Genomic DNA, 26217 nt, shown 5'->3' on the forward strand with positions numbered 1-26217 from the left:
TTCTTGTGCCCTGGATGCCCCTGCCAGCAGACGGAGTTTTCCGCCTGCCGACAAGGCTAACCCAAGGTTACGCACGCAGCCTTTCGTTGGCCGGATCCCAGAGAGGTTCGTCTTTCTGAACCACGGCGCGATACTTCTCGCCATAGATCTCGACCTCAAGTTCCGTGCCCGGCTCGGCGTGTTCGGGCTTGATCATGCCCAGCGCGATGGATGCGCCGATGCGGTGACCGTAGCCACCCGAGGTGGTCTCGCCGATGATCTCGCCGTCCTTCCAGACACAGGACATGTAAGGTGCATCCGCATCTCCTGCGTCCACGATCAAGGTCACGAAAGTCTTCTTCACGCCCTGTTGCTTTTCCGAAAGGATCGCGGCCTTGCCCGGGAAGTCCTGCGGCTTGTCGAGTTTGACAAAGCGGCCAAGACCACCTTCCAGCAGCGAGTAGTCGGTCGACAGATCGCCCTTCCACGCACGATAGCCTTTTTCGAGGCGCATCGAGTTGAGCGCATACATGCCAAACGGCTTGGCCCCGGCATCGAGGATCGCGTCATAGATGGCGGGCATGTCTTCGTTCAGCGCGTGGACTTCCCAGCCCAGTTCACCGGCAAAGGACACACGCACCAGATAGGCGGGCTTGCCTGCCACGGTGGCGGCCTGATGGGTCAGCCAACCCAGCGAAAGGTCGGCATCGTCGCTGAGGCCACCAATGATCTCGCGCGATTTTGGACCGGTCACGATCAGCGTGTCGCGGGTGGTGGTGACGTCTTCGACAGTCACACCAGCGGGCATTGCCTGAACCAGAATGTCACGGTCGTGCCACTGCGCGGTGGCGGCAGTGATCATCACGAACTCGTCCTCGCCCAGACGCAGACAGGACATTTCCGTCAGGATACGGCCACGCGGATCGGAGATGTAGACAAGGTTGATACGGCCCACTTTCGGAAGGCCGCCGGCAACCAACCCGCGCAGCGCCTCGGCGGCACCTTCGCCCTTGACCATAAAGCGCGAGAAACCCGGAAGATCCAGCACACCACAGTTGTCGCGGACGTTCTCGACCTCTTCCTTGATGCGCTGCTCCCAAGGACCAGAACGGCCCCAGGTGTGCGTTGCTTCTTCCGAAGTGTCGTCACCGTCCTTGGCGAACCAGTTGGCGCGTTCCCAACCGTTGTAGGCCCCCATCTGGCCGCCCAGCGCCTTGACCTTGTCGTGCACCGGCGACAGTTTCTTGTCGCGGGCCGCGGGCCATTCGTGGTGCGGATAGTGCATGGCGTATTCGTTGCCGTAGACTTCCATGCCTTTCTGATCGCAGTAGTCCTGATCGGTGTAGTCGGTATAGCGGCGCGGATCGACCGCCCACATGTCCCACTCGGTGGCACCATCGACGATCCATTCGGCCATGACCTTACCGGCGCCACCGCCCTGCGCGATGCCGAAGGTAAAGACGCAAGCCTCAAACGCGTTCTCGACGCCCGGCATCGGGCCGATCAGCGGCAGGCCGTCAGGGGCATAGGGGATCGGGCCGTTGATGACGCTCGAGACGCCCGAGGTTGCCATCAGCGGTACACGTTCCATTGCATCGGTGACGATGTCTTCGATCCGGTCAAGGTCTTCCTGCCAAAGCTGGAACGAGAAGTCCTCGGGCATCTTGTCATCGGTCGACGACAGCCAGTGGCCTTTGCAGTTCGGCTCGTAGGGGCCAAGGTTGTAGCCGTTCTTTTCCTGTCGCAGATAGTAGGACACATCCACGTCACGGATCAGCGGAAGCTTCTTGCCGTGTTCTTTGGACCAGGCTTCGACTTCGGGGATCTGCTCGGTCAGCAGGTACTGGTGCTCCATGACCATCATCGGCACGGTGCGGCCGCCATAGGGCAGGAACCATTCGCCAACGCGCTGGGCATAGTAGCCAGCCGCGTTCACGACATAGTCACATTCGATGTCACCCTTGTCGGTGTGCACGATCCAGGTTTTGTCTTCCTTCTGGGTCACGCCGGTGGCGGGGCAGAAACGGATGATTTTCTGGCCCATGTCGCGCGCACCCTTGGCAAGCGCCTGGGTCACCTGTGCCGGGTCGATGTCACCATCGGTCGGATCCCACAGCACGCCTTCAAGGTCATGGGTTTCAAGGAACGGGTAATGCTCCTTGGTCTCTTCCGGGGTCCAGATCTCCATCTCGATGCCCTGGTAGCGCCCCATCGACTTGGCGCGTTCGAATTCCTGCATCCGCTCTTTGGTATGCGCCAGACGGATAGAGCCCGACTGGTGATAGTTCATCGGATAGTCGACCTCTTCGCCGAGACGTGCATAGAGCTCGGTCGAGTAGCGCTGCATGTTCATGATCGCCCAGGAGGTCGAAAACGTCGGCACGTTGCCTGCCGCGTGCCAGGTCGAACCGGCGGTCAGCTCGTTCTTTTCGAGCAGCACGCAATCGGTCCAGCCTTTCTTGCCAAGGTGATACAACGTCGAGGCACCGATAACGCCGCCGCCGATGATGACCACACGGGCCTTGGATGGAAAATCAGACATGAGAACTCCCTAGTTAGTCTGTTTGCGGAACGCCGTCCGCAATCTCGTAGTAGTCGCCCTTGTCGGCGACAAAGATGTGCTTGGTGAGTGTCAGGCCGGTCGGGCCGTCCACCGATCCAAGAGAAAAGCTGATCGTGTCTTCGACGTGGGCCTTCCAGAACAGGAATGACCCGCACCGCGGGCACAGGCCGCGCTTGGCGGTCTTGCTGGCCTCGAACCATTGCACGGGGCCGGAAATCTTCAGGTCGGTTTCGGCGACATAGGCCGAAGACCATACGCCACCGGATTGTTTGCGACACTGGCTGCAATGGCACATCGACGCGCCCTGCGGCTGGGCCGCCGTTTCATAGGTGATGTCGCCACACAGGCAGGAGCCTCTAAACATACTGCACCCCTTCTGCGTAAATCTGTGCGCCTGTATCATCCTGCTTTGCTTCGATTGCAGTCAGCAGTTCCTTAAAGAGATCAGCATCAGCCTCCTGAAAGACCTCCCACCACAAAGCCCGCGCTTCAGGGGGCGTTTGATCGTGATGCACTCGCAGAACCGTAGTAAACAGAGGAGCAGATACCTTCAGGCCATTTTTGAGTTCGACGCTTTCGGAACTCGCATACCCGAAATGAAAGGACTGCCTAAACAAATCACGAGCTGAACTTGCGTCACCACTGGCCAATGTTGCGATTGCATATCCGGCATACAACGGCGCGTCCGACGCTTTGTCAGGCTGGCCAATTTTCTTAAACCCAAAAAGTCCAGTCATACTGACTAAGCAAGCTTTGTTCGTTCGCTCCGCAGTACTCAAGCCTTTGCGGCATCCACCGGACGCTAAGGCAGTGGTCATCCCAAACAACCAGAAAGACATGAACGCCAAGACAGTGGCAATTTTGACCCAGACCGGCATGATTAATACACCGGTGGTGCGATCACCCAGATCGCAACGCAGGGGTCTTCATAGGGGTTCGACCACTGGTACTCTTCATTGCGGATACGAAAACTGTCGCCGGGACCGACGGTGAAATCACGGCCACCAATACGCAGATCAAGGCGGCCAGAGATGATGTAGCCGACCTCCTGTGTCGGACGGCAGGCTGGCAATTGCATCTTCGAGAGCGGCTGGAAGGTGGAATGCACCATTTCGAAATCGTCCGTGAGATCGGGTGAAAGCAGTTCTTCCACGAGCCCCTCGGTGCTGCCCCCCATCGGGCGTCGTGCGCCGGCACGTACAACATATCCCTGCTCACCCGCAGGTACGCTGGAATGGCCGAACAACATCGACATCGGCACACCCAGAACCTCGCCGATCTGGCGCAGGTCGGAAATCGTCGGTTCGGATTTGTCGCGCTCCACCTGGCTGAGCCAGCCAACTGATCGGCCAAGACGCTCGGCCATCTCGACGAGGGTCAACCCGCGCGACTTGCGCAGCGCGCGAATATCCGCGCCAAGGGTTTCCAGATCGGTGGGCGTCTTGTGTAGCATGTGAAGCGATATCTCGTGAAATTTTCTCGATGAATTTCACGGTGCCTCAAGTTCGTGAAATTTCCAAGAGTTTTTTCACGACGCAGCGCAGCAAAAATGACGCCACGGAAGTGACGGCGCCAATTGAGAGGTTTCGTTGCAAAGAAAAAGGAGGCCGAAGCCTCCTTTGATCACACCGCTTGCGCGAAGGTTCTGTCGATAATTTCTGTAATTTTTTCAGCATCTTCCTGCGTAAAGGCATCCGGTTGATCACTGTCGATATCGAAGACGCCAAGCAGCTTGCCCGCGCTATCGCGCACAGGCAGAACCAATTCCGACCGTGTGCTCGAAGAACAGGCAATATGGCCGGGAAAGGCCTCGACATCGGCCACCAACTGCACGTCCCCGGTACGCGCCGCCGCGCCGCAGACCCCGCGGGAGAAGGGAATCACCAGACACCCGTGCCCGCCCTGATAGGGACCGATCTTGAGAAGCTCGGGGCCAACCACGCGGTAAAACCCGGTCCAGTCGAACCGGTCATCGCTATGATGCACCTCGCAGGCGACCGTTGCCATCAGCGACACGGTGTCGGTTTCGTTCTCGGTAAGCGCGGAGATGACACGCCCCAGTTCTTCGTAGTTCACCCGCATTCATCCCTCCTGCAAAATCCGGTCGAAAGGGACACACTCGTTCGCCGATTGCAATCCAAATTTGCAATTGCCTGAAAAAGGCAACCAAGGACTCGGTCTTGCGGCAAAAGCGATGCCGAGACAAAAAACACCCAGTACGGAAACTTGCTGCATGCGAAAGCCGCATGTTAAATATGCCACCGTAACGGTTTTCTATTTCATCCCTCTCACTCTGAAATCAATTGAGACAATTATGAAACTTCTCCTCCATGTTGGCCCCCCGAAGTCCGGCACCTCCGCGATCCAAAGCTGCTTGCAGCAATCGAAAGACGAACTTGCACAAAAAGGTATTTTTGCTGTTTGCGAAAAATCCCTCATGAATCAGGCGCTTTCTCTGGATCTCATGGAACAGGAACAGATGACGAAGGCAGCGGTCATCCTGAAGTTCGGTTCTGCGAAAGAGGCGCGGGAATGGAGTGCCGAGAACTGGAAAAATCTTGAGAAAGAGATCAAGGAAAAGCAGCCGAAACTGACGATCATCTCGGAAGAGTTCCTCTTTTCAGTTCCGGACAAGAACGCCCTGCGCGCGCGCTTGGAAACCATGTTCGATTCTATCTCGGTGGTTGCCTACCTGCGTGATCCGGTTGCCCGCTTTCCATCCGGATTTAACCAGAAAATCCGCGGGGGAAAGTCGTTGTCGGGTATTCTCCAGCGGCGCAAGCTTGTCCCTGAGTTCAAACCAAACCTGATGCAGTACGTCGAGGCCTTTGGCCAAGAGGCCATGATCGTGCGGCATTTCGATCGGGCAAACTTTCCTGACGGGTCGCTCGAAAAGGATTTTGCTGGGATCATTTCATCTCTGATGGGCGAAGACATCACGCTCGTTGAAAGCGAAGCCACGGCGAACGAAAGCTTGCCGGGGGCGGCTGTTGCCGCACTGCTGATGATGAACGAATACTGGACACACAATAAGGATGCCTCGGATCGTCCGCTTGTCGCACGGCGCCGTAACCTGATCCGCCGTCTTCGCGAATTGCCCAGCATCATGGAGTTGCCGCGCTTTGAGCTGACGGATGAAGCCATCAAATCGCACATCCGCGCCCAGATGGATGACGAGATCCGCTGGGCCAACGAGACGTTTTTCCAGGACCAGCCCCAAATTCCTACGGCAGACAGCTCTCAGCTGCTCAAACGCAAAGAGCTTGCCCACCGTCTGGTCGATTGGGTCTACTCATATCTTGAGGGCGATGCCGCGCGGATCGTAGCGCAGGAGACGCTGCGCAAACGCGCCCCGTCAGGCAAATCGGAAAGCGAATGAAACAAGACCCGCCCCCACAAATGAAACTTGGGGGCGGGCCTCGTCAGATTTGCGGGCGACTTTAGACGCGCTCAATCGCGATGGCCGTGCCTTCGCCACCACCGATGCAGATTGCGGCAACTCCGCGCTTGAGCCCACGCTTTTCAAGCGCATTCAGCAGAGTGACCATGATGCGAGCACCCGAGGCACCGATTGGGTGGCCCAGCGCACAGGCACCGCCGTTCACGTTCACCTTGTCGCGCGGCAGGCCCATTTCGTGCATGAAGGCCATCGGCACCACGGCGAAGGCTTCGTTCACTTCCCAAAGATCCACGTCGTCCTTGGACCAGCCGATGTTTTCCAGAAGCTTTTGCGCGGCCGGAACGGGCGCGGTCGTGAACAGGCCCGGTGCCTGCGCATGGCTTGCGTGCCCAACGACGCGGGCGCGGATGTTCATGCCACGCTCTTTCGCGGCCTCTTCCGAGGCCAGAACCAAAGCCGCCGCGCCATCGGAAATCGAAGAGGAGTTGGCCGGTGTCACCGTGCCGTCCTTGCGGAAGGCGGGCTTCAGCTGCGGGATCTTCTCGGGGCGGGCATTGCCAGGCTGTTCGTCCTCAGCAAAGGTCACGTCGCCCTTGCGCGTCTGGATCACGACCGGTGCAATCTCGCCTTCGAAAGCGCCCGACTGCTGCGCTTCAAGCGCGTTTGAAAGCGACTTCAGCGCATATTCGTCCTGGGCTTCGCGGGTGAACTGAAAGCTTTCGGCGCAGTCTTCGGCAAAGGTGCCCATCAGGCGGCCCTTGTCATAGGCGTCTTCCAGACCGTCGAGGAACATGTGGTCCTGCACCTGCTGGTGGCCGATCCGCGCCCCACCCCGCATCTTGGGAAGCACATACGGGGCATTGGTCATGCTCTCCATGCCACCGGCGATCATCACGTCGGTATTGCCCAGCGCGATCTGGTCAAAGCCGACCATCGCCGCCTTCATGCCCGAGCCGCACATCTTGTTGAGCGTGGTCGCGGGAACCTCTTCGCCAAGACCACCGGCAAACCCGGCCTGACGTGCGGGCGCCTGGCCCTGACCAGCGGGCAGAACACAGCCCATAACCACCTCGTCCACGGTGTCCGTCTTGGCGTTTTCCAGCGCGGCCTTGATGGCGACACCACCCAGTTTCGCGGCCTCGACACCGTCGAACATGCCCTGGAACCCTCCCATCGGGGTCCGTGCTGCGCCTGCGATCACTACGTTTTTCATCGTCGCCCTCCTCTGGCGATTCATCTGACTGCCTTCCAGATGAAGGACAATCCTTGCATGGATGTTTCAGGCGACATCATCCCTACCAGCGGCAGCAAGGTCCATCCCGCGAAAATACGGGGCAACGGATTGGTAAGGGATTGGCCGTAACGTTGCGGATATGGGCAACAAGGACGGGCTTCATGCAGCTTTCAAGTGACATGCAAAACGGCACTCTGGTGGTGACGGTGGATGAGCCGCGCATCGATGCCGCCATCGCGATCCAGTTCAAGGACAGGATGCGCAGTGCCACGGAACAGGGCAAGGCGCGGGTGGTTCTCAACCTTGCCAAGGTGGATTTCATCGATTCCAGCGGCCTTGGTGCGATCGTTGCCGCGATGAAACAACTCGGGCAGCAGCGCCGCCTTGATCTGTCCTGCCTCAACCCGAACGTCGACAAGGTGTTCCGCCTGACGCGGATGGACACGGTGTTTCGCATTCACGACACATTAGGAGACGCCCTCGCAGACTAGCGCGATCCAACAGGACACGATGGAAAGTTTTGCCCCTGAATTCTCGCTTCAGTTTCCAAGTTCCGCCAAGGATGTGCGCGGGGCGCTGCTGAAGATGCGTGGCTACCTTGGTCACATCGGCATCACCGGGGATACGGCGGGCCAGATCGAAATCGTTCTGGCGGAAATCCTCAACAATGTTGTCGAGCACGCCCTACAGGAAGCCGGTGAAGGAATGATACAGCTCAACTGTGAACCGCGGGAGGACATGCTGCGCTTTGCAGTGTGCGACAACGGTGATGCGATGCCCGATGGCAGGGTGCCCGGCCCGCGCTTGCCATGCCTCAACACCGCGTTCCACGATCTCCCCGAAGGTGGCTTCGGCTGGGCGTTGGTGCATATGCTGGCCCGTGATCTGCACTATGAAAGGATCGCGACCAACAACATCCTCTACTTCTCGGTCGCGACGTCACAACCGACGTGATTGGCAAACCCGGGACCGCGCCCTAATGTCCCTTCGTGGAGAGAAGGGGAGACTTCATGAGGGATTTCCATTTGCCCGGACGGTCGGCCGTATTCGCCGCCAACGGGATGTGCGCAACATCGCACCCATTGGCGGCCCAGACCGCCATCGACATTCTGAAACGCGGTGGCAACGCGATGGACGCGGCCATTGCCGGCGCGGTGCTGCTTGGCATTTGCGAACCACAGATGACCGGCATCGGGGGCGACTGTTTTGTCCTGTTCGCGCCGCCCGGAAGCAACGACATCAAGGCGTTCAACGGATCAGGGCGCGCCCCTGCCAAGGCAAGCGCCGCTGACCTGCGTGCGCGCGGCGAAACCACTGTGCCGCTGACGGGCCCCGAAGCGGTGACGATCCCCGGTGCAATTGACGCTTTTTGCCAACTGTCCGAGGCGCACGGCAAACTGGGGCTTGAGGCCATCCTCGCCCCTGCGATCCACTATGCCGAGGAGGGCGTTCCGGTTGCGCCGCGCGTTGCCTTTGACTGGAACGCTGCCGAAGCGACCCTTCAGGGGGCCGCGCGACAGCATTATCTGGTCGACGGCAAGGTTCCACAAATTGGCCAGATGTTCCGCAGCCCCGGACAGGCCGAAGTGCTGCGCCGGATCGCCGCCAAGGGGCGCGATGCCTTTTACGAGGGTGAGATCGCTGAAGACATGATCGCGGCCCTGAACGCCCTTGGTGGCGTCCACACCGCCGGGGATTTCGCGGCAACCAAGGGCATGGAAACCACCCCCGTCTCTGGCGTCTACGGGGATACCGAACTGGTTGAGCATCCTCCGAACGGACAGGGGGCAACGGCGATCCTGATGCTCAACATCCTTCGCCATTTCGACATCGCTGGCATGGCGCCATTCGGCACGATGCGTGCCCATGTCGAGGCCGAAGCGGCAAAACTTGCCTATGATGCGCGCAACAGGTTCCTTGCCGATCCGGATGCGACCGCACGGCTGGAGTATATGCTTGCGCCGGAAACCGCTGCAAAGCTCGCCACGTTGATTGACCTCAAACAGGCCATGCCCAACCCGGCAAAGCTCACGGAAGCGGTGCACAAGGATACGATCTATATTACCGTGGTCGATCGCGACCGCATGGCCGTTTCGCTGATCTACTCGATCTTTCATGGCTTCGGCTCCGGCATCGCCTCGGAAAAGTTCGGCATCCTGCTGCAAAACCGCGGCGCGGGCTTTACCCTTGAAGAGGGACACCCGAACGAGATGGCAGGCGGCAAGCGCCCGATGCACACCATTATTCCCGGAATGCTGCGCCAAAATGGCCGCGTGACCATGCCCTTTGGGGTGATGGGCGGCGCCTATCAGCCCAACGGTCATGCCCGGTTTGTTTCGAACCTTGTTGATTTCGACATGGACCCGCAGGCCGCCATCGACGCCCCACGCGCCTTTTCGGACTCGGGCGACATGAAAGTCGAGAAAGGCTATTCCAATTCAGTGCGTCAGGAACTGGCCGACATGGGCCACAAGGTGAGCATTCCCGACGGCCCGATTGGCGGCGCACAGGCGATCCGCATTGATGACAACGGCGTGCTTGTCGGCGCGTCGGACCCCCGCAAAGATGGCTGCGCAATAGGATATTGAGACATGGCAATTACCCCCGTGAAGACCCTCGTCGAAGAGGCAAAGAAAGAAATCACGACCTTGGATCAGGACAAGGCGCAGGCGATGGTCGACGCCGGAGAAGCGATGTTTGTCGACATTCGCGACATTCGCGAACTTGAGCGGGAAGGCCGGATGCCCGGCGCCGTTCACGGCCCTCGGGGCATGCTGGAATTCTGGATCGACCCGGAAAGCCCCTATCACAAGCCGGTCTTTGATACCGACAAGACTCTGATCCTGTTCTGCGCCGGCGCATGGCGGTCGGCACTCGCCGTGAAGGCGCTTCAGGACATCGGTGTTGAGAACATCGCCGAGATGGAAGGCGGCTTTGGATCGTGGAAGAAACAGGGGCGCTCTGTCGAGTAGACCAACAAAAAAGGCGGCTCCGGGCCGCCTTTCGTCAATTCAGCTGGAAGTGCAGCGGATATTGCCCGTCTTCGAACGGACCAAACAGATCCCCGATGTCGGGGTGATCCACCGGTTCGCCCGAATAGTCGGCGATCAGGTTCTGCTCGGACACATAGGCCACATAATAGGTGTGATCATTCTCGGCCAGCAGATGATAGAACGGCTGTTCCTTGCGCGGCCGGCTGTCCTCGGGAATCGCGTCATACCACTCGTCGGTATTCGAGAATTCCGGATCGACATCGAACACCACGCCGCGGAACGGATGCTTCCGGTGGCGAACGATCTGGCCAAGGTGATATTTTGCGCGTGTCTTCAACATAGCTTGCAGCCCCTACCCCTCAACGGTATCCCTTTCAAGGGGGACTTGTCCAACTCTAGGCACAATTTTCGAGGAAACAGTCTGTGAACCTTGCTTTGACAGTCTTGGAAATCGTGTCGCCGGTTTTCCTGCTCGCGGGGGTGGGTTTCGTCTGGGTTCGGGCCGGATTCGAATACCGGATCGAGTTCGTGACACGCCTTGCCATGACGCTGGCTGTCCCCTGTCTGATCTTCACCGCACTGATGAAAACCGAGGCCGATCTGGGGGCCCTGTTCAACCTGACGCTGGCCTCGATCTGTGCCTATGCTGCGGTGGGCGTGGCGGGCTGGGTCCTGTTCAAGGCGCTTGGCATGAACCTGCGCACCTACCTTGCGCCCTTCATCTTCGGCAACACCGGAAACCTTGGCATTCCCCTTGCGCTTTTTGCCTTTGGGCAGCCGGGCCTCGAACGCGCGGTGGTGCTTCTCGCGGTCAGCGCGGTTCTGTCCTTCACCTTTGGCATCTGGCTGGTCGCGGGGCGCGGATCGTTTCTAAAAATCCTCAAGGAACCGATGATCGGCGCGACGCTTCTGGGGGCGCTTTTCCTTTGGCAGGGCTGGGAAACCCCGCGTTTCCTGACCAACACGCTGGACCTGGCGGGGCAGATGGCGATTCCGATGATGCTGATTACCCTTGGTGTGGCTGTTGGCCGCCTCAGCCCGGGGCGGGTGTCGACGGCGATCGTGCTGTCGATCATCAAGCTGGTTGTCTGTGCGGCGATTGCCTGGGGCATTGGCCTTGCCTTCAATCTCGACGACATCTCTTTTGGTGTGCTTGTCCTGCAAATCGCAACACCCGTTGCCGTCACCGCTTACCTTCTGGCCGAGAAATATGGCGCCGACTCTCAATCAGTCGCGGGCTTCGTCGTCGTTTCAACGCTGGTATCCGTGGCAGGTCTGCCGCTTTTGCTGGGCCTCCTGCTCTGAACCGCAGGAATGTGATTTGCCCTCTCGGTCTGATCCGGTAGAATGCAGGCAAACAAAGAATACACCTATAAGGCGAGAGGCCATGAGCAGACACTTTCGCGCCCTGACACTTCTTCTGTTGCTTGCAGCTTGCGGCGGCGGATACGACAGCGCGCCGCGCAATCTGAATGATGCTTGTTCGATCCTGCGGCAGCGTCCCACCTACGAGCGTGCCTTCAAGGCGACCCAGCGCAAGTGGGGTGTGCCGATCAACGTGCAGATGGCGTTCATTTACCAGGAAAGCAAATTCAAGTCCGACGCCCGGACGCCCTACAAATACGTTCTGGGCGTGCTGCCGATGGGACGCCAGTCAAGCGCCTACGGGTACGCCCAGGCACTGGATGCCACTTGGAAGCAGTACCAGAAGGAAACCCGTAGCCGCAGTGCCAAGCGCAACAACATTCGCGACGCGTCGGATTTCATCGGCTGGTACATGACGGAAACCCGCAATCGCAACGGCATCTCGCTGACCAATGCGCGTCACCAGTACCTTGCCTATCACGAAGGCCATACCGGCTATAGCCGTGGGACCTGGCGTCGCAAATCCTGGCTGGTGCGTGTCTCGCAAGAGGTGGAAAACCGCTCGCAGATGTACCGCGCGCAGCTTCGCAACTGCCGCAAGCTCTAATCCCAGTTGCCTTTATACGTCTTGATGTCAAAGCCCTCTTCGGGCTTTGGCGCAACAAAGTGGCGGGTGATCGCATCGAACTGCGCATCGTTCGGCGCAAATGGATGGTCCCCGCTCGCGTTGCGGGCATGCATACGCGCCCGGCAGATGTCGTCCGGCACATCCAGATAGTGCAGCAAATGCGCCACCCCGGCATCGTCGACAAGGCCCTTCATCCATGCCCTTGCGGGCAGGGTATTGGCCTGAAAATCCAGCACAACCGAGACACCAGAGTGCAAGAGCCGCAGGATATGTGGCCCCATCACGCTCCGCAGACGACGCGAGTTGCGCACGAAATCTTCGATGCTGCGCATCTCTGGCCCATAGAGCGCTGCAAGCCATTCATCTTCGCTCAGGACAACCGTCGCCGGTGCCTGCGCCAGTTCGGCCGCAAGTGTCGACTTCCCTGATGCAATCTTGCCGACAAGGATATGCAACGTGGCGGTCATGACAGGGCCTAGTTGTTGTGAGGCAGGTGCAAATCGATGTTGAACAGCGAATTTTTCAAAGACATGCCGGTGTGCATCTCGCCAAGGATCACCGTCGTCCGACCGCCGGAATTGTCGTTGATCACCCACTGGCGCAACTCGACCGGATCACCGGTAAAGACCATTTCGATGCTGCCATATTCCGGATGCTCGGGGTCTTGCGCGGTCACCACCGTGGCGGTGCCATCATAGGCGTGCCCGACAACCATATTGGCGCGCGCCAGATCAACGTTCCGGGCAAGGATCACAGACAGCGGCGTGCGCCCCAAAGGATAGGTTTCGGGCGGTTGGTTGGACCGGCCATCAAAGATCGCAACCGTATTGGCGCTGGCCAGAACCATCGCCTTTTCCGGCGGGTCGTATTCGAAACGGACACGGCCGGGACGCTTGATAAACACCCGCCCTGTCGAGACCGACCCATCGTCGTTGATCTGGGTGAACTTGGCCTCGGCCGTCTTCAGGTCGTTCAGATAGTCAGAGACCTCGGACAAGGGCAGCTTGTCTGCAAAGGCAGGCATCGCCAATGCAAGGCTCAGCACGGGTACGCTCAGAAATCGCAACATTTTCATACCCCCTAGATATGCAATCGCCGCCGGAAATACACCCCGGCGGCGCTCACTGTCTCGTGTGTCGGCACCTTATTGCTCGGGCACCAGGATTTCGCGTTTGCCAACGTGGTTGGCTGGGCTGACCAGCCCCTCTTCTTCCATCTGCTCCACAAGACGCGCCGCCTTGTTATAGCCGATCGACAGCTTGCGCTGGATGTAGGAGGTCGAACATTTGCGATCCTTGATGACGATGGCAACCGCCGTGTCATAAAGCGCATCCTCGGCATCGGTGTTGCCACCGGTCGACAGCCCCAGAACCGCATCAATGTTGCTGGCCTTGTCATCATCCGGCCCTTCGACCACGCCACCAACGTAGTCCGGCGCGCCAAAGCTCTTGAGATGGTTGACGATCTCTTCGACTTCTTCGTCGCTGACAAAGGGGCCGTGGCAGCGGGTGATCTTGGCACCGCCCGCCATGTAGAGCATGTCACCCATGCCCAGAAGCTGTTCGGCGCCCATTTCGCCAAGGATCGTGCGGCTGTCCACTTTCGACGTCACCTGGAAGGAAATCCGGGTCGGGAAGTTGGCCTTGATCGTGCCGGTGATCACGTCGACCGAGGGGCGCTGAGTGGCCATGATGATGTGGATACCCGAGGCACGGGCCATCTGGGCCAGACGCTGAATGCAGGCCTCGATTTCCTTGCCCGCGACCATCATCAGGTCGGCCATCTCGTCCACGATCACGACGATATAGGGCATCTTCTCGGGGGCGAATTCCTCGGTCTCGAACACCGGTTCACCGGTCTCGTCATCAAAGCCGGTCTGCACCGTCCGCGAGAACATGTCGCCCTTGTCGAGCGCGTCTTTCACTCGGCTGTTATAGCCGTCGATGTTCCGCACGCCCATCTTGGACATCTTGCGATAGCGTTCTTCCATCTCGCCGACGACCCATTTGAGGGCGACAACCGCCTTCTTGGGGTCGGTCACAACCGGCGAAAGCAGGTGCGGAATGCCATCATAGACACTCAGTTCGAGCATCTTCGGGTCGATCATGATCATCCGGCATTCTTCCGGTGTCAGGCGATAAAGCAGCGACAGGATCATGGTGTTGATCGCAACCGACTTGCCCGAGCCGGTGGTCCCGGCAATCAGCAGGTGAGGCATCTTGGCAAGGTTGGCCACAACCGGGTCACCGCCAATGTCCTTGCCCAGCGCCAGCGGCAGTTTCATGTTGGTGTCGCCAAAGTCACGCGCCGAGAGGATCTCGCGCAGCACGACCTTCTCGCGGTTCTCGTTCGGCAGTTCGATCCCGATCACGCTGCGGCCCGGCACGGTGGAAACACGCGCCGACAGGGCGCTCATCGAGCGGGCAATATCGTCAGCCAGACCAATCACGCGGCTTGCCTTGAGGCCCGGCGCGGGTTCGAGTTCGTACATGGTGACAACAGGGCCGGGACGCACGCTGACGATCTCGCCCTTGACGCCATAGTCATCGAGAACGGTCTCAAGCATACGGGCGTTTTCTTCGAGCGCCTCGTCACTCAGGTGATGGCGCTGAATGTCCATCGGGTTCGCCAGCAGGTTCAGTGGCGGCAGTTCGTATTCAACGCTGTTCTCGTCAAAGTTCAGCGACGGTTGCGCCTCGGCCTTGGCGCGGGTCGACGGCTGCACGGGCTTCTGGCTGCGCGGTTGCACAACCTTCTTGGGTTCCTGCATCGGGATCGCGGCGCTTGTCACGGGCGATGTCACCACCGGCTCGAGCGGCAGGGCCTGTTCCGGTTCGCTGTCGATGAAATCCTCAACCAGCGGCACATCCTCGGCCATCGGCGCAGCGAAGGCGGCGGTCAGCGGCGGCTCGGGCGGCAGTTCTCCGTGCGGCATCGGGTCAAGGATCAACGGATCGGGGCCGCGACCACGGCCACGGGTCAGCGGCGTGGCATCCTCGATTTCGATCTCGACATCCTGCGCGGCCTGTTCCTGCGCTTTGCGGTGGCGAATGACATCGGCAATCTTGGCGCGGATACGATCATCCCCCGGCGCGTCTGCGATATCCTCGACAAAGATGTTTTCCACCAGTTCCGGCTCGGGCATCGGTTCCGGCGCGCGCTTGATCAGGGCAGGCATCCGCTTGAGGATACCCGGCTTTTCGATCACCTCTTCACCAGTGGGTTCGGCTGCCACGACCTCGGGCGCAGCGGACGCGGCAACGGTCTGTGCCTGCGCCTCTGCCTCGGCCTTGCGCTCCTGGCGGCGGGCCTGCGCACGTTGCGCCGCCTGTGCCGCTCCGCCCATGCCCTTGCCAAGAAGCGTCATCAGCGAGGCATAGGACAGGATCACGCCCACAACCATGAACCGCGCCACCTTGCGCAATTCCTCTCGGGTAAAGCCCAGCACGAACAGGGCCAATGCCACAAAGCCAAGCCCCATCACCAACGACATCATCTTGACGCCAAAGCCCACGCCAATCGGCAGGATAGTCAGGATCGCACCAAGCACGGTATCGCCGAACAGACCGCCAAGGCCAAAGCTGTGGGTCCAGCCGTCTCCGGGAACAAGAGTCGAGGCATAGACCGAGCCAAGGGCCAGAACGATCGGGGCAAAGATCGCGCGGTTCATCGCGCGTTCTTCACCGATATGAAGCGAGAAGCGCAGCCCCCAGGCGATCAGGACCAGCGCGATCCCCCAGCTGCCGCCACCGACAATCATGTAGAGCGGAGCCGCAATCGACGCGCCCAGCGCCCCCATCCAGTTTTCAACCGGCGCATCGGTGGCCGAAAGCCAGCTTGGGTCGTTTGGCGAATAGGAGAACACCATCGCCGCAGCCATCAACCCGAGGATGATGAGCGCGATGCCGATCAGTTCCTTTCCGCGTTTTTCAATCGCGGCCTGTGTTGTGCTGTCAAAGAGCGGGTCTCGTCCACGCGCCTGATATGCCATACTCGTTCCCTCGTTCTTCTTATCCGTAGATGCAGTCGCGCAACGTGATCAGCGCGTCCCGCACCTCGGTTTTTGGGGCCACCAAGGCGACCCGAATATATCCTTTGCCGGGGTTGCCGGCCTCTGTATCACGGCTGAGATAGGCACCGGGCAGCACCCGAATGCCGGTCTCGGTCCAGGCCTTCATGGCCGCCGCTTCACCATCGTCCACCGGCAGCCACAGGAAGAACCCCGCCTCGGGGCTCTGGTATCCGGGCACATCGGCAAACACCTCGTCGGCGATGGCGAATTTTTCCTGGTAAAGGCGGCGGTTCTCTTCCACATGCGCCTCGTCATCCCAGACCTTTGCTGCCGCCAGTTGCAGCGGCAGGGGCAGCGGCGCACCGGAATAGGCACGCAACTGACGGATGCGACGGATGCACTCTGGCCCGCCTGCAACGAACCCCGAACGCAGCCCCGGCAGGTTCGACCGTTTCGACAGCGAATGAAAAATCACCACGCGCTCGGGATCAGCCCCCACTTCACGCGCCACTTCCAATGCCCCCGAAGGGGCCTCATTGCGATAGATTTCCGAGTAACACTCGTCTGCGAAGATGCGGAAATCATACTGTTCGGCCAGCGCGATCAGGTCGCGCCAGTATTGCCGCGTCGCCACCGCGCCCTGCGGATTGGCAGGCGAACAGATATAGGCCACCGCCACGCGCTCAAGCACCTCGGGCGCCAGCGTGGTGTAATCGGGCATAAAGCCATTCTCGGCCACGGCGTTCACGAAAACCGGCTCGGCGTTCACCGAGACCGTCGCCACGGCATAGACCTGATAGAAGGGGTTCGGCATCAGCACCACGGGCTGCCGACCGTTCTTTTCCTCGGGGATCAGTGCCATCGCGGCATTGTAAAGCCCCTCGCGCGTGCCGTTCAGCGCCATGATCTGCGTCTCGGGCACCGCCACGCCATAGCGGCGGTTGATCCAGCCGGAAATCGCCGTCAGCAACTCGGGGCAGCCGTCATTCGGGGGGTATTTGTTGAAGCCCGCCGCATTGTCCGCGATCACGTCGGTCACCCAGGCCGGAAACGCGTGTTTCGGCTCACCGATCGTCATGTGCACAATATCACCACCCGGCGCGTGATGGTCCAATAGCGCGCGCAAGCGCGGAAACGCATAAGCCGGAAGGTTCGAAAACCGCTCGGGAAACATATTCAACTGCCTCAAGGTTCGGGATCATTGGCGCCCCGTTTGCCCCTAAACTACCCAAGGCAGGCCGCTTCGTCCAGAAAAATGCCCTTTTGAACGGCGGTTGTTGCTTTTGCGCCAGCCCGCTAGGGACGTCAGGCCCTGAGCGCTGTTTCGGCAGCCGCGGCCACGCGCAACAGGCGTTCCTCGGCCATTGGCGCCCCAAGCATCATCAAGCCACAACTTGGCACGCCAGTGGGCAGCGACATGCCGCAGACGCCCATCAGGTTGCCAATCCGCGTGTTGCGCAGCGCCAGCAGGTTCTCGGTGACATAGTAGTCCTGATCCTGCATGAGACGCTCTGCATCCGGCGGCAGAATCGGCGAAGTCGGCAAAAGAACCGCATCGAACCCGGCTACGCGCGCGTGCCAGGTGGCGCGCAGAGATTCGAGCTCCTGCCAGGCGGAAACATAGGTTGGCCCGTCAAACCCGGCACCAGACCGGAACCGTTCAAGGACCTGATCGAACATCAGATCGGGCTGCGATTCGATGACATCGCGCCACGTTCCATAGGCCTCGGCCGTGAACAGCGGCCCCGACAGCGCCAGAGCGCGGGCCACTTCTGGGGCCGCGATCCGTTCCACCTTGGTCCCCATGGCCTCGAGACGATCCACCGCCTGCGTAAAGCCCGCCAGCGGGGCCTCGCGCACATCGTCCATTGCGCCGGTTTCGAGAACCGCAAACCGCATGCCTTTCAGGGTTGCGCCCCGCAGGTCTGCCGCCTGCCCGCCTTCGAGAACGGCCAGCATCAGCGCGGCATCTTCCACTGTCCGGCACAACGGCCCGACGGTGTCAAACTTCTCGCAGAGCGGCACAACCCCCTTTGCCGACACCCGTCCCTCGGTGGTTTTCAAGCCCACGAGGTCATTCCAGGCCGACGGGATACGCACCGACCCACCGGTATCCGATCCCACGCCAACCGCAGACAATCCAAAGGCCACCGATGCCGCCGCGCCCGAGGATGATCCCCCCGGCACCGCCTTTGGATCATTCACACAGGGCGGCGTCGCCGTCATCGGGTTAAGGCCAAGACCAGAGAAAGCCAGTTCCGACATATGCGTCTTGCCAAGGCACACCAGCCCCAGCGCCGTGGCATTGGCAAGAACCTCGGCATCCCGCGTAGGCACCCGCCCTTCCAAAAGCTTTGATCCCGCCTCGGTCGCCACACCGGCACTGTCAAACAGGTCTTTCCAACTGATCGGCACACCGTCCAGCAACGACAGGCGATGCCCCGCCCGCGCCCGTTCAGCGGCGGCTTCGGCTTCGGCCAATGCCCTGTCGTGTGTCACTGCACTGAAAATGCGGTCGCGGGCATCGTGGCTGTCAATCGCCCCAAGAAAGGCCTGCGTCAGCGCCACCGGATCAATCGATCCATTGCCAATACCGCGCCCCAAATCTGCCGCGCTCATCTCAAGCCAGTCGAACATGCTCCACCCCCGGAAAAATTCCTCGCAACCGACGGTAGCGACCCCGCGCAGCATGGACAATCCCGTTTCCACGCGCATATTGAGCGCATGAGCTATGACACCGATATCCTGATCGCTGGCGGTGGCCTGAATGGCCCTGCCCTGGCCCTTGGTCTCGCACAGGCGGGCTTTGCCGTCACCGTCGTCGACGCCCGCCCGGAAACGGCCCGCGCCGATGACAATTTCGACGGGCGCGGCTATGCGCTGGCATTGGCCTCCAAGCGGCTGCTGGATGCAATCGGTGTCTGGAAACGCGTCGGTGACAACGCGCAGTCCATGAACGAAATCAAGGTTTCGGACGGGCGCGCCGGTGAAGGCCCATCACCTTTTTTCCTGCACTTCGATAAGGCCGAACTGGAAGAAGGTCCGATGGGCTATATGCTCGAAGACCGTTTCCTCTACCGTGCCTTCCTTGACGCCATGCGCGAGGAAGAGGCGATCACCAAGATCACCGAAGATAGCGTTGTCGATCAGGCGGTGGATGCCACCGGCGTCACCGCGACGCTTGCCTCTGGCAAAACCATCCGTGCGCGGCTCTTGGTGGGCTGCGATGGCCGCCAAAGTGGCGTGGCCCAACGTGCTGGCATCAAGCGCAGTGGCTGGGGATATGGCCAGACCGCGCTGGTCTGTGCCATCGCGCATGAAAAGCCCCACGACGGCATCGCGCACCAATTCTTCATGCCGCCCGGCCCGCTGGCCATTCTGCCCCTTCCCGGCAACATGTCGTCCATCGTCTGGAGCGAGACCGACGAAAATGCCAAGCGCATCAATGCCTTGTCCGACGAAGACTATATGGCCGTCCTGCGCCCGCGCTTTGGTGATTTCCTTGGCAAGATCGAACTGGCCGGAGCCCGCTTTACCTATCCCCTGAACCTGACCGTCGCCAACGAATTCGTCGCCGAGCGCATCGCCCTGGTGGGCGACGCCGCTCACGGGATGCACCCGATCGCCGGACAGGGCCTGAATGCCGGTCTGCGCGATGTCGGCGCGCTTGTTCAGATCCTCAGCGAAGCGCAGCGTCGCGGCGAAGACTTTGCCTCGATCCTCGTGCTGGGGCGTTATCAGGAATGGCGGCGCTTCGACACCCACGCGCTTGTGGCGGCCACCGACCTCACCAACAAGCTGTTCTCCAACGACAACCCGCTGCTGCGGATCGGGCGCGACATCGGCATGGGATTGGTCAACGCCTCACCGCGCCTGCGCCGCACCTTCATGCGCGAAGCCGCAGGCCTGACCGGTGAATTGCCAGAGTTGATGCGCTAGTCGATCACGCGCGCTTCGTCGATCAGCATGACCGGAATGCCCGCGCGAATGGGAAACGCCAGTTTCGCCGCATCCGAGACCAGCTCCTGCTTCTCCGCGTCATAGCGCAGGGTCGAACGTGTCTGCGGGCAGATCAGCGCCTCAAGCATGCGACGATCGAATTCCGGGGTTGTTTCACTCATTGCATCAAATCCTCTCCGGCGCCGCCGCGCAGCGCGAACTCGATCAGCGTGATAAGCGTTTCGCGCCGGGTTGCCAATGAGGGCGCTTCCAAAAGCGCCTGTTTGTCTTCCGGCTCGAACTCGAGAAGCATCGACAACGAGTTGATCAGCAACTCGTCATCCGCGTCCTGAAGCGTTTCCCAATCCGTCGAAAGATCCAAGGCGGTGAAATAGCGCTTCAACAACCCCATAAAACCGGGCCGATCAAAGCAAGCGTCGTGTTCCTTCGGACCAAGATCGCGGGCAAACCCGTCCCAGCTCACCTCGCAGCGCCGGTAGGGCTGAAAACCCTCCACCTCTTTCTGCACCCGAAATCGGGAAATCCCCGTGAGGGTGATGAGATAGCGGTGGTCTTCGGTCTCGGAAAACTGCGTGATCCGCCCGGCACAGCCAATGGTCTGTAAACCGGTCCCTTCGCGGCCCGGCACCTCGTTCGGCTGCACCATCCCGATCAGCCGCCCCGGCGTCTTCAGGGCGTCGTCCAGCATAGTAAGATAGCGCGGCTCAAAGATATGCAGGGGCAGTCGCGAGCGCGGCAAAAGCAACGCCCCCGGCAGGGGAAAAACCGCAATGGTTTCGGGCAGATCGGAGGCCTTGAACATGGCTAAGAGCTTAGCGCGCTTTTCCGATCAGGCAAATATCAGCGAACTCAGCTTGCGACGCCCGTTCAGCACAACAGGATCATTCGGCTGAAGCGCGTCGAAGATGGTGAACAGCTGCGCCTTGGCGGCCCCGTCGTTCCATTCGCGATCCCGGCGGAACAGCTCGAGCAACTCCCCCACTGCACCTTCGGCATCGCCAGCGGCATGCAATGCCTGCGCAAGGTCGAAACGGGCCTGATGGTCGGTCGGGTTGGCTTCAACCGCCGCCCGCAATTCTGCCACAGGGCCTGCGTTCTCGGCCTGACGCGCCAGTTCAAGCTGCGCCCGTGCCGCCTCGATCTCGGGGGCATCGGCCATGTCGGCGGGCACCCCGTCCAGAACCGCATCCGCCTGGTCCAGCGCGTTCAGCGCGATATTGGCCCGCACAAGACCACCAAAGGCCGCTGCCATCGTCGGGTCCTGCTGGATGATTGCCACAAAGGTCTCGCCTGCGCCCTGTGCATCACCGGCCTCAAGCATTTCTTCCGCCGCGGCCAGCGCATCACCAAGGCCACCGTCGGCCTCGCCACCGCCTGCCTCGATCACGCGCTTGACGAAGGCTTCGATCTCGCTCGGCGGCACCGCTCCCTGGAACCCGTCTACCGGTTGTCCCTGCCAGAAGGCATAGACCGTCGGGATCGACTGCACCCGCATCTGGCCGGCAATCATCTGGTTCTCGTCAACATTGACCTTGGCCATCTTCACGGCCCCACCTGCCGCCGTCACTGCCGCTTCCAGCGCCGGGCCAAGCGTCTTGCAGGGGCCGCACCAGGGTGCCCAGAAATCGACGATCACGGGAACGGTCTGCGAGGCTTCGACAACCTCCACCATGAAATCCGCTTCCGAGACGTCCTTGATCAGATCGCCCGCTGGGGCCGCAGTGCCTTGTCCAAGTTCCAGCATGGTTCGTTTCCCGTTTGTATATCAGCTTGCCGCCTAGATGGCGTATGGAAGGCATCGGCGCAAGGGGCCGGGCCTTATAGATCGAAGGTTGCAAACACCGGCGCGTGGTCGCTCGGCTTTTCCCATCCCCGCGCATCGCGCAGGATGCGGCTGCCGTGGCCCGCGTTGGAAATGTCCGGCGTCGCCCAGACGTGATCGAGACGGCGGCCCTTGTCGGCGGCGTCCCAATCCCGCGCACGGTACGACCACCAGCTATACAAAAGCCCCTCGGGAATATCCTGCCGGGTGATATCCACCCAGCTTCCCGCCTCCTGCGTCTGGGCAAGATGTTCAACCTCGATCGGCGTGTGGCTGACAATCTTCAACAGCTTCTTGTGATCCCAGACATCATCCTCGCGCGGGGCAATGTTCAGATCCCCGACAAGGATCGCCTTCTCGGGTGTGTTGGCATGAAACCAGTCCCGCATTTCGGTCAGGTAATCGAGCTTCTGGCCAAACTTCTCGTTGATCTCGCGATCCGGCTTGTCGCCGCCTGCCGGCACATAGAAGTTGTGCACCGTAACACCATTCTCGAGCCGCCCCGCAATATGACGCGCGTGACCAAGCGAGGCGAAGTCCTCGCTGCCGGCTTCCTCCATCGGGATTTTCGACAGGATCGCCACGCCGTTATAGCCCTTCTGTCCGCGTGCCACCATGTGGGTGTAACCAAGCGCCTTGAACCCCTCGAGCGGGATCTTGTCGACCGGGCTCTTGCATTCCTGAAGGCACAACACGTCAGGCGCCTCTTCCTCCATCAGCTTCAGAACGATGGGTTCACGAAGGCGAACCGAATTAATGTTCCAGGTGGCCAGGGTAAAGGACATGCGCGCGCTCCCGTGTCTCGTCTCTCGCGCCACCCTAACCGCGCCTGTCTCCGGTTACCATTGCGAAAACCGTCTGCTTCAATGCACGCCGAAATACTCCCGCCGGAGGCACCCGCCTCCGCGCCGCAACGGCACCCTCGACTTTTGCGGCGATCCCTCCAAGACTTGCCGAAACCACACCGGAGAGAGATATGATTTTCTACGATTGTTCCACCGCCCCCAGCCCCCGGCGCGCCCGTATGTTCATTGCCGAGAAAGGGCTGGAGATCGACACCCGCGAGGTCTCCCTTCTGAAGGGCGAACAGCTCTCTCCCGAGTTCCTTGCCATCAACCCATCGGCCACGGTGCCGGTGCTGGTCACGGATGACGGAACCACGCTGACGGAGAACCTCGGGATCGCCGCCTATCTCGAAGCGGCCTTTCCCGAACCGCCGCTGATGGGCACGACGCCACAGGAAAAGGGCGAAATCCTGATGTGGACGGCGATTGCCGAGATGCAGGGCGGCCTGCCAGTGGCCGAGGCCCTGCGCAATTCCAACCCGCACATGAAAGGCCGCGCCATTCCCGGCCCCGCGAACTTTGACCAGATTCCCGAACTTGCCGAACGGGGCATGACTCGCATCGGCCTGTTCTTCGACAAGATGAACGCGCATCTGGAAGGGCGTGACTTCGTGGCAACCGATCGCTTCACCCTTGCCGATATCACCGCCTTCGTGCTGATCGATTTTGCCCGCGTCGTGAAGATCAAGGTGAGCGATACCCATCCTCACCTGCTGCGCTGGTACGAGGCGATCAAGGCCCGCCCAAGCGCCAGCCTGTGACCCAGACAAAAAAAGGCCCGGAACAAGTCCGGGCCAGTCCAACAGGGAGGTGCATATCAATACCCGGATATGCGCGGGTGACTGTGCAACATGGAAATCATGCGGCTGACAACATGTTTAAAGGTACGGCCAGCATGTTTCTTTGATCCATGTCAACGAATATGGGCCACAACTGTTTCCAGAATATTTCCCATCCTTGCACGTATCAGGCGACCAGTCGATAGCCTCCGGACTCGGTGATCAACAGGCGGGCGTTCGACGGATCGGGCTCGATCTTCTGACGCAGGCGATAGATGTGGGTCTCAAGCGTGTGGGTGGTCACCCCCGCATTGTAGCCCCAGACCTCATGCAACAGCACATCCCGCGCCACCACACCATCGTTCGAACGGTACAGGAACTTCAGGATATTGGTCTCTTTCTCGGTCAGGCGGATCTTGCGTTCGTCCTCGGTGATCAGCATCTTCATCGCCGGCTTGAAGGTATATGGCCCAAGCTGGAACACCGCGTCTTCCGACTGTTCATGCTGGCGCAGCTGGGCACGGATACGCGCCAGAAGCACCGGGAACTTGAAGGGCTTGGTGACATAGTCATTGGCACCCGCATCCAGACCAAGGATCGTATCGGCATCGCTGTCATGGCCGGTCAGCATGATCACCGGGCATTTCACACCCTGCTTGCGCAGCAGACGGCACAGCTCGCGGCCATCGGTATCCGGCAGACCCACATCAAGGATCATCAGGTCGTAAAGGCCTTCCTTGGCTTTCACCATCGCCTCGGCACCGTTGCCGGCTTCGAAGACATCAAAATCCTCGGTCATGATAAGCTGTTCCGACAGCGCCTCGCGCAGATCGTCATCGTCGTCCACCAGCAGGATTTTCTTGAGCTGAGCCATGCGGGCCTCCCGTTTTCGTGTTCATCTGTACGAACATGTGAGGCGCATCGACGTCAACGGCAAGATTTGCTGCAATTCTCTCACGGCCTCGTGTAAATCTCGTGCGATATGTTTCATCTCGTTGCAAAAGCGGCTACATGTTTGGCCTGCATCTGTAACACTGCACCCCGGTCCCTCGATGAGTTTCGCTCCCGACATCCTTGAACGCCTCGCCCGCGCCCGCTCTGATCTGCGCATGGGTGTTCCGATTCTTCTGATCAAGGAAGGACAGGCCGTCCTTGTCCTGTCGGCGGAAACCCTCAAGGCGGACCGTCTGGAAGATGTGCGCGGTCTCGGGCATGAACTGGTTCTGACGATCACGTCCCGCCGTGCCGAAACCCTCAAGGCCCGTGCCTATGATGGCGATCTGGCGCGCCTCGCTCTGCCGGCGGATGCCGGTATCGACTGGATCAAGGGCGTCGCCGACCCGCAGGATGATCTCAACAAGCCGATGAAGGGGCCGCTGAAATCCCTGCGCGACGGATCGGCCGATCTGCACCGCACGGCGATCAAGCTGGTAAAGTCCGCGCGCCTTCTGCCCTCGGCGCTGGTGGTCGAGCTCGACAATGCCGCCGCCTTTGCCATGGCAAACGGCCTGACGGTCATTCCCGCCGACCTTGCCGCGCCGCATCTTGAAACCACCAGCCCCCTGAACTCGGTCGTACATGCACGCCTGCCGATGGAAGCAGCCGAGGCTGGCCGTTTGCATATCTTCCGACCCGAGGACGGCGGCGAGGAACACTATGCCATCGAGATCGGCCGCCCCTCGCGGGACGAACCGGTTCTGGCACGGCTGCACTCGGCCTGTTTCACCGGCGATGTCCTTGGCAGCCTGAAATGTGATTGCGGCCCGCAGCTGAATGGTACCCTTGCCCAGATGGGCAACGAGGGCGCAGGCGTTCTGCTCTACCTCAACCAGGAAGGCCGCGGTATCGGCCTTGCCAACAAGATGCGTGCCTACTCGCTGCAGGATCAGGGTTTTGACACGGTCGAGGCCAATCACCGCCTTGGGTTCGAGGATGACGAGCGTGATTTCCGCATCGGCGCCAAGATTCTGCGCGAAATGGGGTTCTCGTCGGTGAGGCTTCTCACCAACAACCCCCGCAAGATTTCCATGATGGAAAGCACCGGCATCACGGTGGCCGAACGTGTCGCCCTGAAAGTTGGCGAGAACGCCCATAACACCGCCTATCTTGCAACCAAGGCGGCCAAGTCGGGGCACCTGCTGTGACACCCTCTGACATGGTGCTCACCCCGACGGGCCTGCGGTTCATGGGGCGTCGGTTTCCCTGCACCATCGGCAAAGGCGGTATCCGCACCGACAAACGCGAGGGCGACGGCGCCACGCCGCGCGGCATCCACACCATCACCGGCCTGCTGTATCGGCCTGACCGGATGGCGCAGCCAACGCCTTGGGCGGAACCGATTTACAACGGCGATCTCTGGTCAGATGCCAGCGATGATCCGGCCTACAACACACTTGTTCAGGCCCCCTATGGCCCAAGCCACGAGAAGCTGCGCCGTTCCGATCCGCTCTATGATCTGGTTCTGCTGACCGACTGGAACTGGCCCAATGCGATTGCAGGCAGGGGATCGGCCATTTTCCTGCACCAGTACCGGCGCAAAGGCTTTCCCACGGAAGGCTGCATCGCCTTTCGCCGTGACCACATGTACTGGATTGCCTGCCATGCAGTACCCGGCACACGAGTGATCGTGCCCTAGAT

General features: G+C 60.4%; 28 protein-coding genes. 11 read left to right on the forward strand and 17 right to left on the reverse strand.

The genetic code is table 11. The annotated features are described in order from the left end of the window. Window positions 1-67: 67 nt before the first annotated feature. The 5 genes from ABWV42_RS11335 to msrC all read right to left on the reverse strand — a co-directional run bounded on the left by ABWV42_RS11335 (window position 68) and on the right by msrC (window position 4624). Window positions 68-2521, reverse strand: a complete 2454-nt coding sequence (locus tag ABWV42_RS11335) for a GcvT family protein (RefSeq protein WP_353340196.1) — start codon at window positions 2519-2521, stop codon at window positions 68-70. Between the two features lie 13 nt (window positions 2522-2534). Further along, the gene (locus ABWV42_RS11340; protein WP_353340197.1) at window positions 2535-2906 is read right to left on the reverse strand and encodes a GFA family protein; all 372 of its coding nucleotides are present in this window, start codon (window positions 2904-2906) and stop codon (window positions 2535-2537) included. Further along, complete coding sequence (locus tag ABWV42_RS11345) at window positions 2899-3279, reverse strand: hypothetical protein (RefSeq protein WP_353340198.1); 381 nt, start codon at window positions 3277-3279, stop codon at window positions 2899-2901. The genes ABWV42_RS11340 and ABWV42_RS11345 overlap by 8 nt, the downstream gene beginning before the upstream one ends. A gap of 143 nt (window positions 3280-3422) precedes the next feature. Further along, entirely contained in the window at window positions 3423-3995 is a 573-nt protein-coding gene (locus ABWV42_RS11350) for a helix-turn-helix domain-containing protein (RefSeq protein WP_255104017.1), read from the reverse strand. Window positions 3996-4165: 170 nt separating this feature from the next. Beyond that, complete coding sequence (gene msrC / locus ABWV42_RS11355) at window positions 4166-4624, reverse strand: free L-methionine (R)-S-oxide reductase MsrC (protein WP_353340199.1); 459 nt, start codon at window positions 4622-4624, stop codon at window positions 4166-4168. Window positions 4625-4685: 61 nt separating this feature from the next. Between msrC and ABWV42_RS11360 the strand changes: the two genes are divergently transcribed. Then, window positions 4686-5921 carry a hypothetical protein gene (locus tag ABWV42_RS11360; RefSeq protein ID WP_353340200.1) on the forward strand — a complete coding sequence of 412 codons (1236 nt, stop codon included), beginning with the start codon at window positions 4686-4688 and terminating at the stop codon, window positions 5919-5921. Between the two features lie 61 nt (window positions 5922-5982). Here the strand turns inward: ABWV42_RS11360 and ABWV42_RS11365 are convergent, their stop codons facing one another. Next, on the reverse strand, window positions 5983-7155 hold the full coding sequence (locus ABWV42_RS11365; protein ID WP_353340201.1) for a thiolase family protein: 1173 nt from the start codon (window positions 7153-7155) through the stop codon (window positions 5983-5985). Between the two features lie 182 nt (window positions 7156-7337). Here ABWV42_RS11365 and ABWV42_RS11370 point away from each other — a divergent pair, with 182 nt between their 5' ends. Genes ABWV42_RS11370 through ABWV42_RS11385 form a run of 4 tightly spaced genes read left to right on the forward strand, consistent with a single transcriptional unit; the run spans window position 7338 to window position 10148 of the window. Then, window positions 7338-7667 (forward strand): STAS domain-containing protein, encoded by a 330-nt coding sequence (locus tag ABWV42_RS11370; RefSeq protein WP_255104021.1) that lies wholly within the window; start codon window positions 7338-7340, stop codon window positions 7665-7667. A 19-nt stretch (window positions 7668-7686) separates the two neighbouring features. Further along, on the forward strand, window positions 7687-8130 hold the full coding sequence (locus ABWV42_RS11375; protein WP_353340202.1) for an ATP-binding protein: 444 nt from the start codon (window positions 7687-7689) through the stop codon (window positions 8128-8130). A gap of 56 nt (window positions 8131-8186) precedes the next feature. Then, a complete protein-coding gene (locus ABWV42_RS11380; protein ID WP_353340203.1) occupies window positions 8187-9764 on the forward strand; it encodes a gamma-glutamyltransferase family protein in 1578 nt (525 codons plus the stop codon). A 3-nt stretch (window positions 9765-9767) separates the two neighbouring features. After that, window positions 9768-10148, forward strand: coding sequence for a rhodanese-like domain-containing protein (locus tag ABWV42_RS11385; protein WP_353340204.1), 381 nt, complete (start codon window positions 9768-9770; stop codon window positions 10146-10148). A gap of 34 nt (window positions 10149-10182) precedes the next feature. On the opposite strand, the gene hspQ is transcribed toward ABWV42_RS11385, so the two are convergent. Further along, window positions 10183-10509 (reverse strand): heat shock protein HspQ, encoded by a 327-nt coding sequence (gene hspQ, locus ABWV42_RS11390; RefSeq protein ID WP_353340205.1) that lies wholly within the window; start codon window positions 10507-10509, stop codon window positions 10183-10185. Window positions 10510-10592: 83 nt separating this feature from the next. Between hspQ and ABWV42_RS11395 the strand changes: the two genes are divergently transcribed. Together ABWV42_RS11395 and ABWV42_RS11400 are read left to right on the forward strand one after the other, a co-directional pair. Beyond that, complete coding sequence (locus ABWV42_RS11395) at window positions 10593-11474, forward strand: AEC family transporter (RefSeq protein ID WP_353340206.1); 882 nt, start codon at window positions 10593-10595, stop codon at window positions 11472-11474. A gap of 82 nt (window positions 11475-11556) precedes the next feature. Then, window positions 11557-12141: a transglycosylase SLT domain-containing protein gene (locus tag ABWV42_RS11400; RefSeq protein ID WP_255104033.1), complete on the forward strand. Its 585-nt coding sequence runs from the start codon at window positions 11557-11559 to the stop codon at window positions 12139-12141. Here ABWV42_RS11400 and ABWV42_RS11405 read toward each other — a convergent pair. From ABWV42_RS11405 to ABWV42_RS11425, 5 genes are all read right to left on the reverse strand, one after another. Continuing rightward, complete coding sequence (locus ABWV42_RS11405; protein WP_353340207.1) at window positions 12138-12629, reverse strand: P-loop nucleotide/nucleoside kinase family protein; 492 nt, start codon at window positions 12627-12629, stop codon at window positions 12138-12140. The genes ABWV42_RS11400 and ABWV42_RS11405 overlap by 4 nt on opposite strands. 8 nt (window positions 12630-12637) lie before the next feature. Then, a complete protein-coding gene (locus ABWV42_RS11410) occupies window positions 12638-13237 on the reverse strand; it encodes a LolA family protein (RefSeq protein WP_255104037.1) in 600 nt (199 codons plus the stop codon). 69 nt (window positions 13238-13306) lie between these two features. Continuing rightward, the gene (locus ABWV42_RS11415; RefSeq protein ID WP_353340208.1) at window positions 13307-16153 is read right to left on the reverse strand and encodes a DNA translocase FtsK; all 2847 of its coding nucleotides are present in this window, start codon (window positions 16151-16153) and stop codon (window positions 13307-13309) included. 19 nt (window positions 16154-16172) lie between these two features. Then, window positions 16173-17348: an aminotransferase class I/II-fold pyridoxal phosphate-dependent enzyme gene (locus ABWV42_RS11420; RefSeq protein ID WP_353340384.1), complete on the reverse strand. Its 1176-nt coding sequence runs from the start codon at window positions 17346-17348 to the stop codon at window positions 16173-16175. A gap of 131 nt (window positions 17349-17479) precedes the next feature. Continuing rightward, window positions 17480-18811, reverse strand: coding sequence for an amidase (locus tag ABWV42_RS11425; protein ID WP_353340209.1), 1332 nt, complete (start codon window positions 18809-18811; stop codon window positions 17480-17482). Window positions 18812-18898: 87 nt separating this feature from the next. Here ABWV42_RS11425 and ABWV42_RS11430 point away from each other — a divergent pair, with 87 nt between their 5' ends. Then, window positions 18899-20113, forward strand: coding sequence for a UbiH/UbiF/VisC/COQ6 family ubiquinone biosynthesis hydroxylase (locus ABWV42_RS11430; protein WP_353340210.1), 1215 nt, complete (start codon window positions 18899-18901; stop codon window positions 20111-20113). Here ABWV42_RS11430 and ABWV42_RS11435 read toward each other — a convergent pair. The 4 genes from ABWV42_RS11435 to ABWV42_RS11450 form a co-directional block, all read right to left on the reverse strand. Beyond that, window positions 20110-20295 (reverse strand): Trm112 family protein, encoded by a 186-nt coding sequence (locus ABWV42_RS11435; RefSeq protein WP_255104047.1) that lies wholly within the window; start codon window positions 20293-20295, stop codon window positions 20110-20112. The two genes, ABWV42_RS11430 and ABWV42_RS11435, sit on opposite strands and share 4 nt — an antisense overlap. Next, window positions 20292-20936, reverse strand: a complete 645-nt coding sequence (locus ABWV42_RS11440) for an LON peptidase substrate-binding domain-containing protein (protein WP_353340211.1) — start codon at window positions 20934-20936, stop codon at window positions 20292-20294. The genes ABWV42_RS11435 and ABWV42_RS11440 overlap by 4 nt, the downstream gene beginning before the upstream one ends. A 27-nt stretch (window positions 20937-20963) precedes the next feature. After that, window positions 20964-21878, reverse strand: a complete 915-nt coding sequence (locus tag ABWV42_RS11445) for a tetratricopeptide repeat protein (RefSeq protein WP_353340212.1) — start codon at window positions 21876-21878, stop codon at window positions 20964-20966. A 74-nt stretch (window positions 21879-21952) separates the two neighbouring features. Beyond that, window positions 21953-22741: an exodeoxyribonuclease III gene (locus ABWV42_RS11450; RefSeq protein ID WP_353340213.1), complete on the reverse strand. Its 789-nt coding sequence runs from the start codon at window positions 22739-22741 to the stop codon at window positions 21953-21955. A 191-nt stretch (window positions 22742-22932) separates the two neighbouring features. Between ABWV42_RS11450 and ABWV42_RS11455 the strand changes: the two genes are divergently transcribed. Beyond that, window positions 22933-23562, forward strand: a complete 630-nt coding sequence (locus ABWV42_RS11455) for a glutathione S-transferase family protein (protein WP_353340214.1) — start codon at window positions 22933-22935, stop codon at window positions 23560-23562. 205 nt (window positions 23563-23767) lie between these two features. Here ABWV42_RS11455 and ABWV42_RS11460 read toward each other — a convergent pair whose 3' ends face one another. Further along, window positions 23768-24454 carry a response regulator transcription factor gene (locus tag ABWV42_RS11460; protein WP_255104057.1) on the reverse strand — a complete coding sequence of 229 codons (687 nt, stop codon included), beginning with the start codon at window positions 24452-24454 and terminating at the stop codon, window positions 23768-23770. Window positions 24455-24632: 178 nt separating this feature from the next. On the opposite strand from ABWV42_RS11460, the gene ribA reads away from it, so the two are divergent. Together ribA and ABWV42_RS11470 are read left to right on the forward strand one after the other, a co-directional pair. Then, window positions 24633-25724, forward strand: coding sequence for a GTP cyclohydrolase II (gene ribA / locus ABWV42_RS11465; protein ID WP_353340215.1), 1092 nt, complete (start codon window positions 24633-24635; stop codon window positions 25722-25724). Beyond that, window positions 25721-26215 carry a L,D-transpeptidase family protein gene (locus ABWV42_RS11470; RefSeq protein WP_353340216.1) on the forward strand — a complete coding sequence of 165 codons (495 nt, stop codon included), beginning with the start codon at window positions 25721-25723 and terminating at the stop codon, window positions 26213-26215. The genes ribA and ABWV42_RS11470 overlap by 4 nt, the downstream gene beginning before the upstream one ends. Window positions 26216-26217: the final 2 nt, after the last annotated feature.

This window comes from Pelagimonas sp. KU-00592-HH (assembly GCF_040369695.1).
GTDB lineage: Bacteria > Pseudomonadota > Alphaproteobacteria > Rhodobacterales > Rhodobacteraceae > Shimia.

Excerpts from the sequence above, each read along its gene's own strand:
- ABWV42_RS11400 (WP_255104033.1), top strand. The coding sequence starts at position 11,557 with ATGAGCAGACACTTTCGCGCCCTGACACTTCTTCTGTTGCTTGCAGCT.
- ABWV42_RS11425 (WP_353340209.1), bottom strand. The coding sequence starts at position 18,811 with ATGTTCGACTGGCTTGAGATGAGCGCGGCAGATTTGGGGCGCGGTATT.
- msrC (WP_353340199.1), bottom strand. The coding sequence starts at position 4,624 with ATGCGGGTGAACTACGAAGAACTGGGGCGTGTCATCTCCGCGCTTACC.
- ABWV42_RS11385 (WP_353340204.1), top strand. The coding sequence starts at position 9,768 with ATGGCAATTACCCCCGTGAAGACCCTCGTCGAAGAGGCAAAGAAAGAA.
- ABWV42_RS11415 (WP_353340208.1), bottom strand. The coding sequence starts at position 16,153 with ATGGCATATCAGGCGCGTGGACGAGACCCGCTCTTTGACAGCACAACA.
- ABWV42_RS11350 (WP_255104017.1), bottom strand. The coding sequence starts at position 3,995 with ATGCTACACAAGACGCCCACCGATCTGGAAACCCTTGGCGCGGATATT.
- ABWV42_RS11455 (WP_353340214.1), top strand. The coding sequence starts at position 22,933 with ATGATTTTCTACGATTGTTCCACCGCCCCCAGCCCCCGGCGCGCCCGT.
- ABWV42_RS11380 (WP_353340203.1), top strand. The coding sequence starts at position 8,187 with ATGAGGGATTTCCATTTGCCCGGACGGTCGGCCGTATTCGCCGCCAAC.
- ABWV42_RS11440 (WP_353340211.1), bottom strand. The coding sequence starts at position 20,936 with ATGTTCAAGGCCTCCGATCTGCCCGAAACCATTGCGGTTTTTCCCCTG.
- hspQ (WP_353340205.1), bottom strand. The coding sequence starts at position 10,509 with ATGTTGAAGACACGCGCAAAATATCACCTTGGCCAGATCGTTCGCCAC.
- ribA (WP_353340215.1), top strand. The coding sequence starts at position 24,633 with ATGAGTTTCGCTCCCGACATCCTTGAACGCCTCGCCCGCGCCCGCTCT.
- ABWV42_RS11460 (WP_255104057.1), bottom strand. The coding sequence starts at position 24,454 with ATGGCTCAGCTCAAGAAAATCCTGCTGGTGGACGACGATGACGATCTG.
- ABWV42_RS11435 (WP_255104047.1), bottom strand. The coding sequence starts at position 20,295 with ATGAGTGAAACAACCCCGGAATTCGATCGTCGCATGCTTGAGGCGCTG.
- ABWV42_RS11450 (WP_353340213.1), bottom strand. The coding sequence starts at position 22,741 with ATGTCCTTTACCCTGGCCACCTGGAACATTAATTCGGTTCGCCTTCGT.
- ABWV42_RS11430 (WP_353340210.1), top strand. The coding sequence starts at position 18,899 with ATGAGCTATGACACCGATATCCTGATCGCTGGCGGTGGCCTGAATGGC.
- ABWV42_RS11405 (WP_353340207.1), bottom strand. The coding sequence starts at position 12,629 with ATGACCGCCACGTTGCATATCCTTGTCGGCAAGATTGCATCAGGGAAG.
- ABWV42_RS11375 (WP_353340202.1), top strand. The coding sequence starts at position 7,687 with ATGGAAAGTTTTGCCCCTGAATTCTCGCTTCAGTTTCCAAGTTCCGCC.
- ABWV42_RS11335 (WP_353340196.1), bottom strand. The coding sequence starts at position 2,521 with ATGTCTGATTTTCCATCCAAGGCCCGTGTGGTCATCATCGGCGGCGGC.
- ABWV42_RS11445 (WP_353340212.1), bottom strand. The coding sequence starts at position 21,878 with ATGCTGGAACTTGGACAAGGCACTGCGGCCCCAGCGGGCGATCTGATC.
- ABWV42_RS11365 (WP_353340201.1), bottom strand. The coding sequence starts at position 7,155 with ATGAAAAACGTAGTGATCGCAGGCGCAGCACGGACCCCGATGGGAGGG.
- ABWV42_RS11370 (WP_255104021.1), top strand. The coding sequence starts at position 7,338 with ATGCAGCTTTCAAGTGACATGCAAAACGGCACTCTGGTGGTGACGGTG.
- ABWV42_RS11410 (WP_255104037.1), bottom strand. The coding sequence starts at position 13,237 with ATGAAAATGTTGCGATTTCTGAGCGTACCCGTGCTGAGCCTTGCATTG.
- ABWV42_RS11340 (WP_353340197.1), bottom strand. The coding sequence starts at position 2,906 with ATGTTTAGAGGCTCCTGCCTGTGTGGCGACATCACCTATGAAACGGCG.
- ABWV42_RS11420 (WP_353340384.1), bottom strand. The coding sequence starts at position 17,348 with ATGTTTCCCGAGCGGTTTTCGAACCTTCCGGCTTATGCGTTTCCGCGC.
- ABWV42_RS11345 (WP_353340198.1), bottom strand. The coding sequence starts at position 3,279 with ATGACTGGACTTTTTGGGTTTAAGAAAATTGGCCAGCCTGACAAAGCG.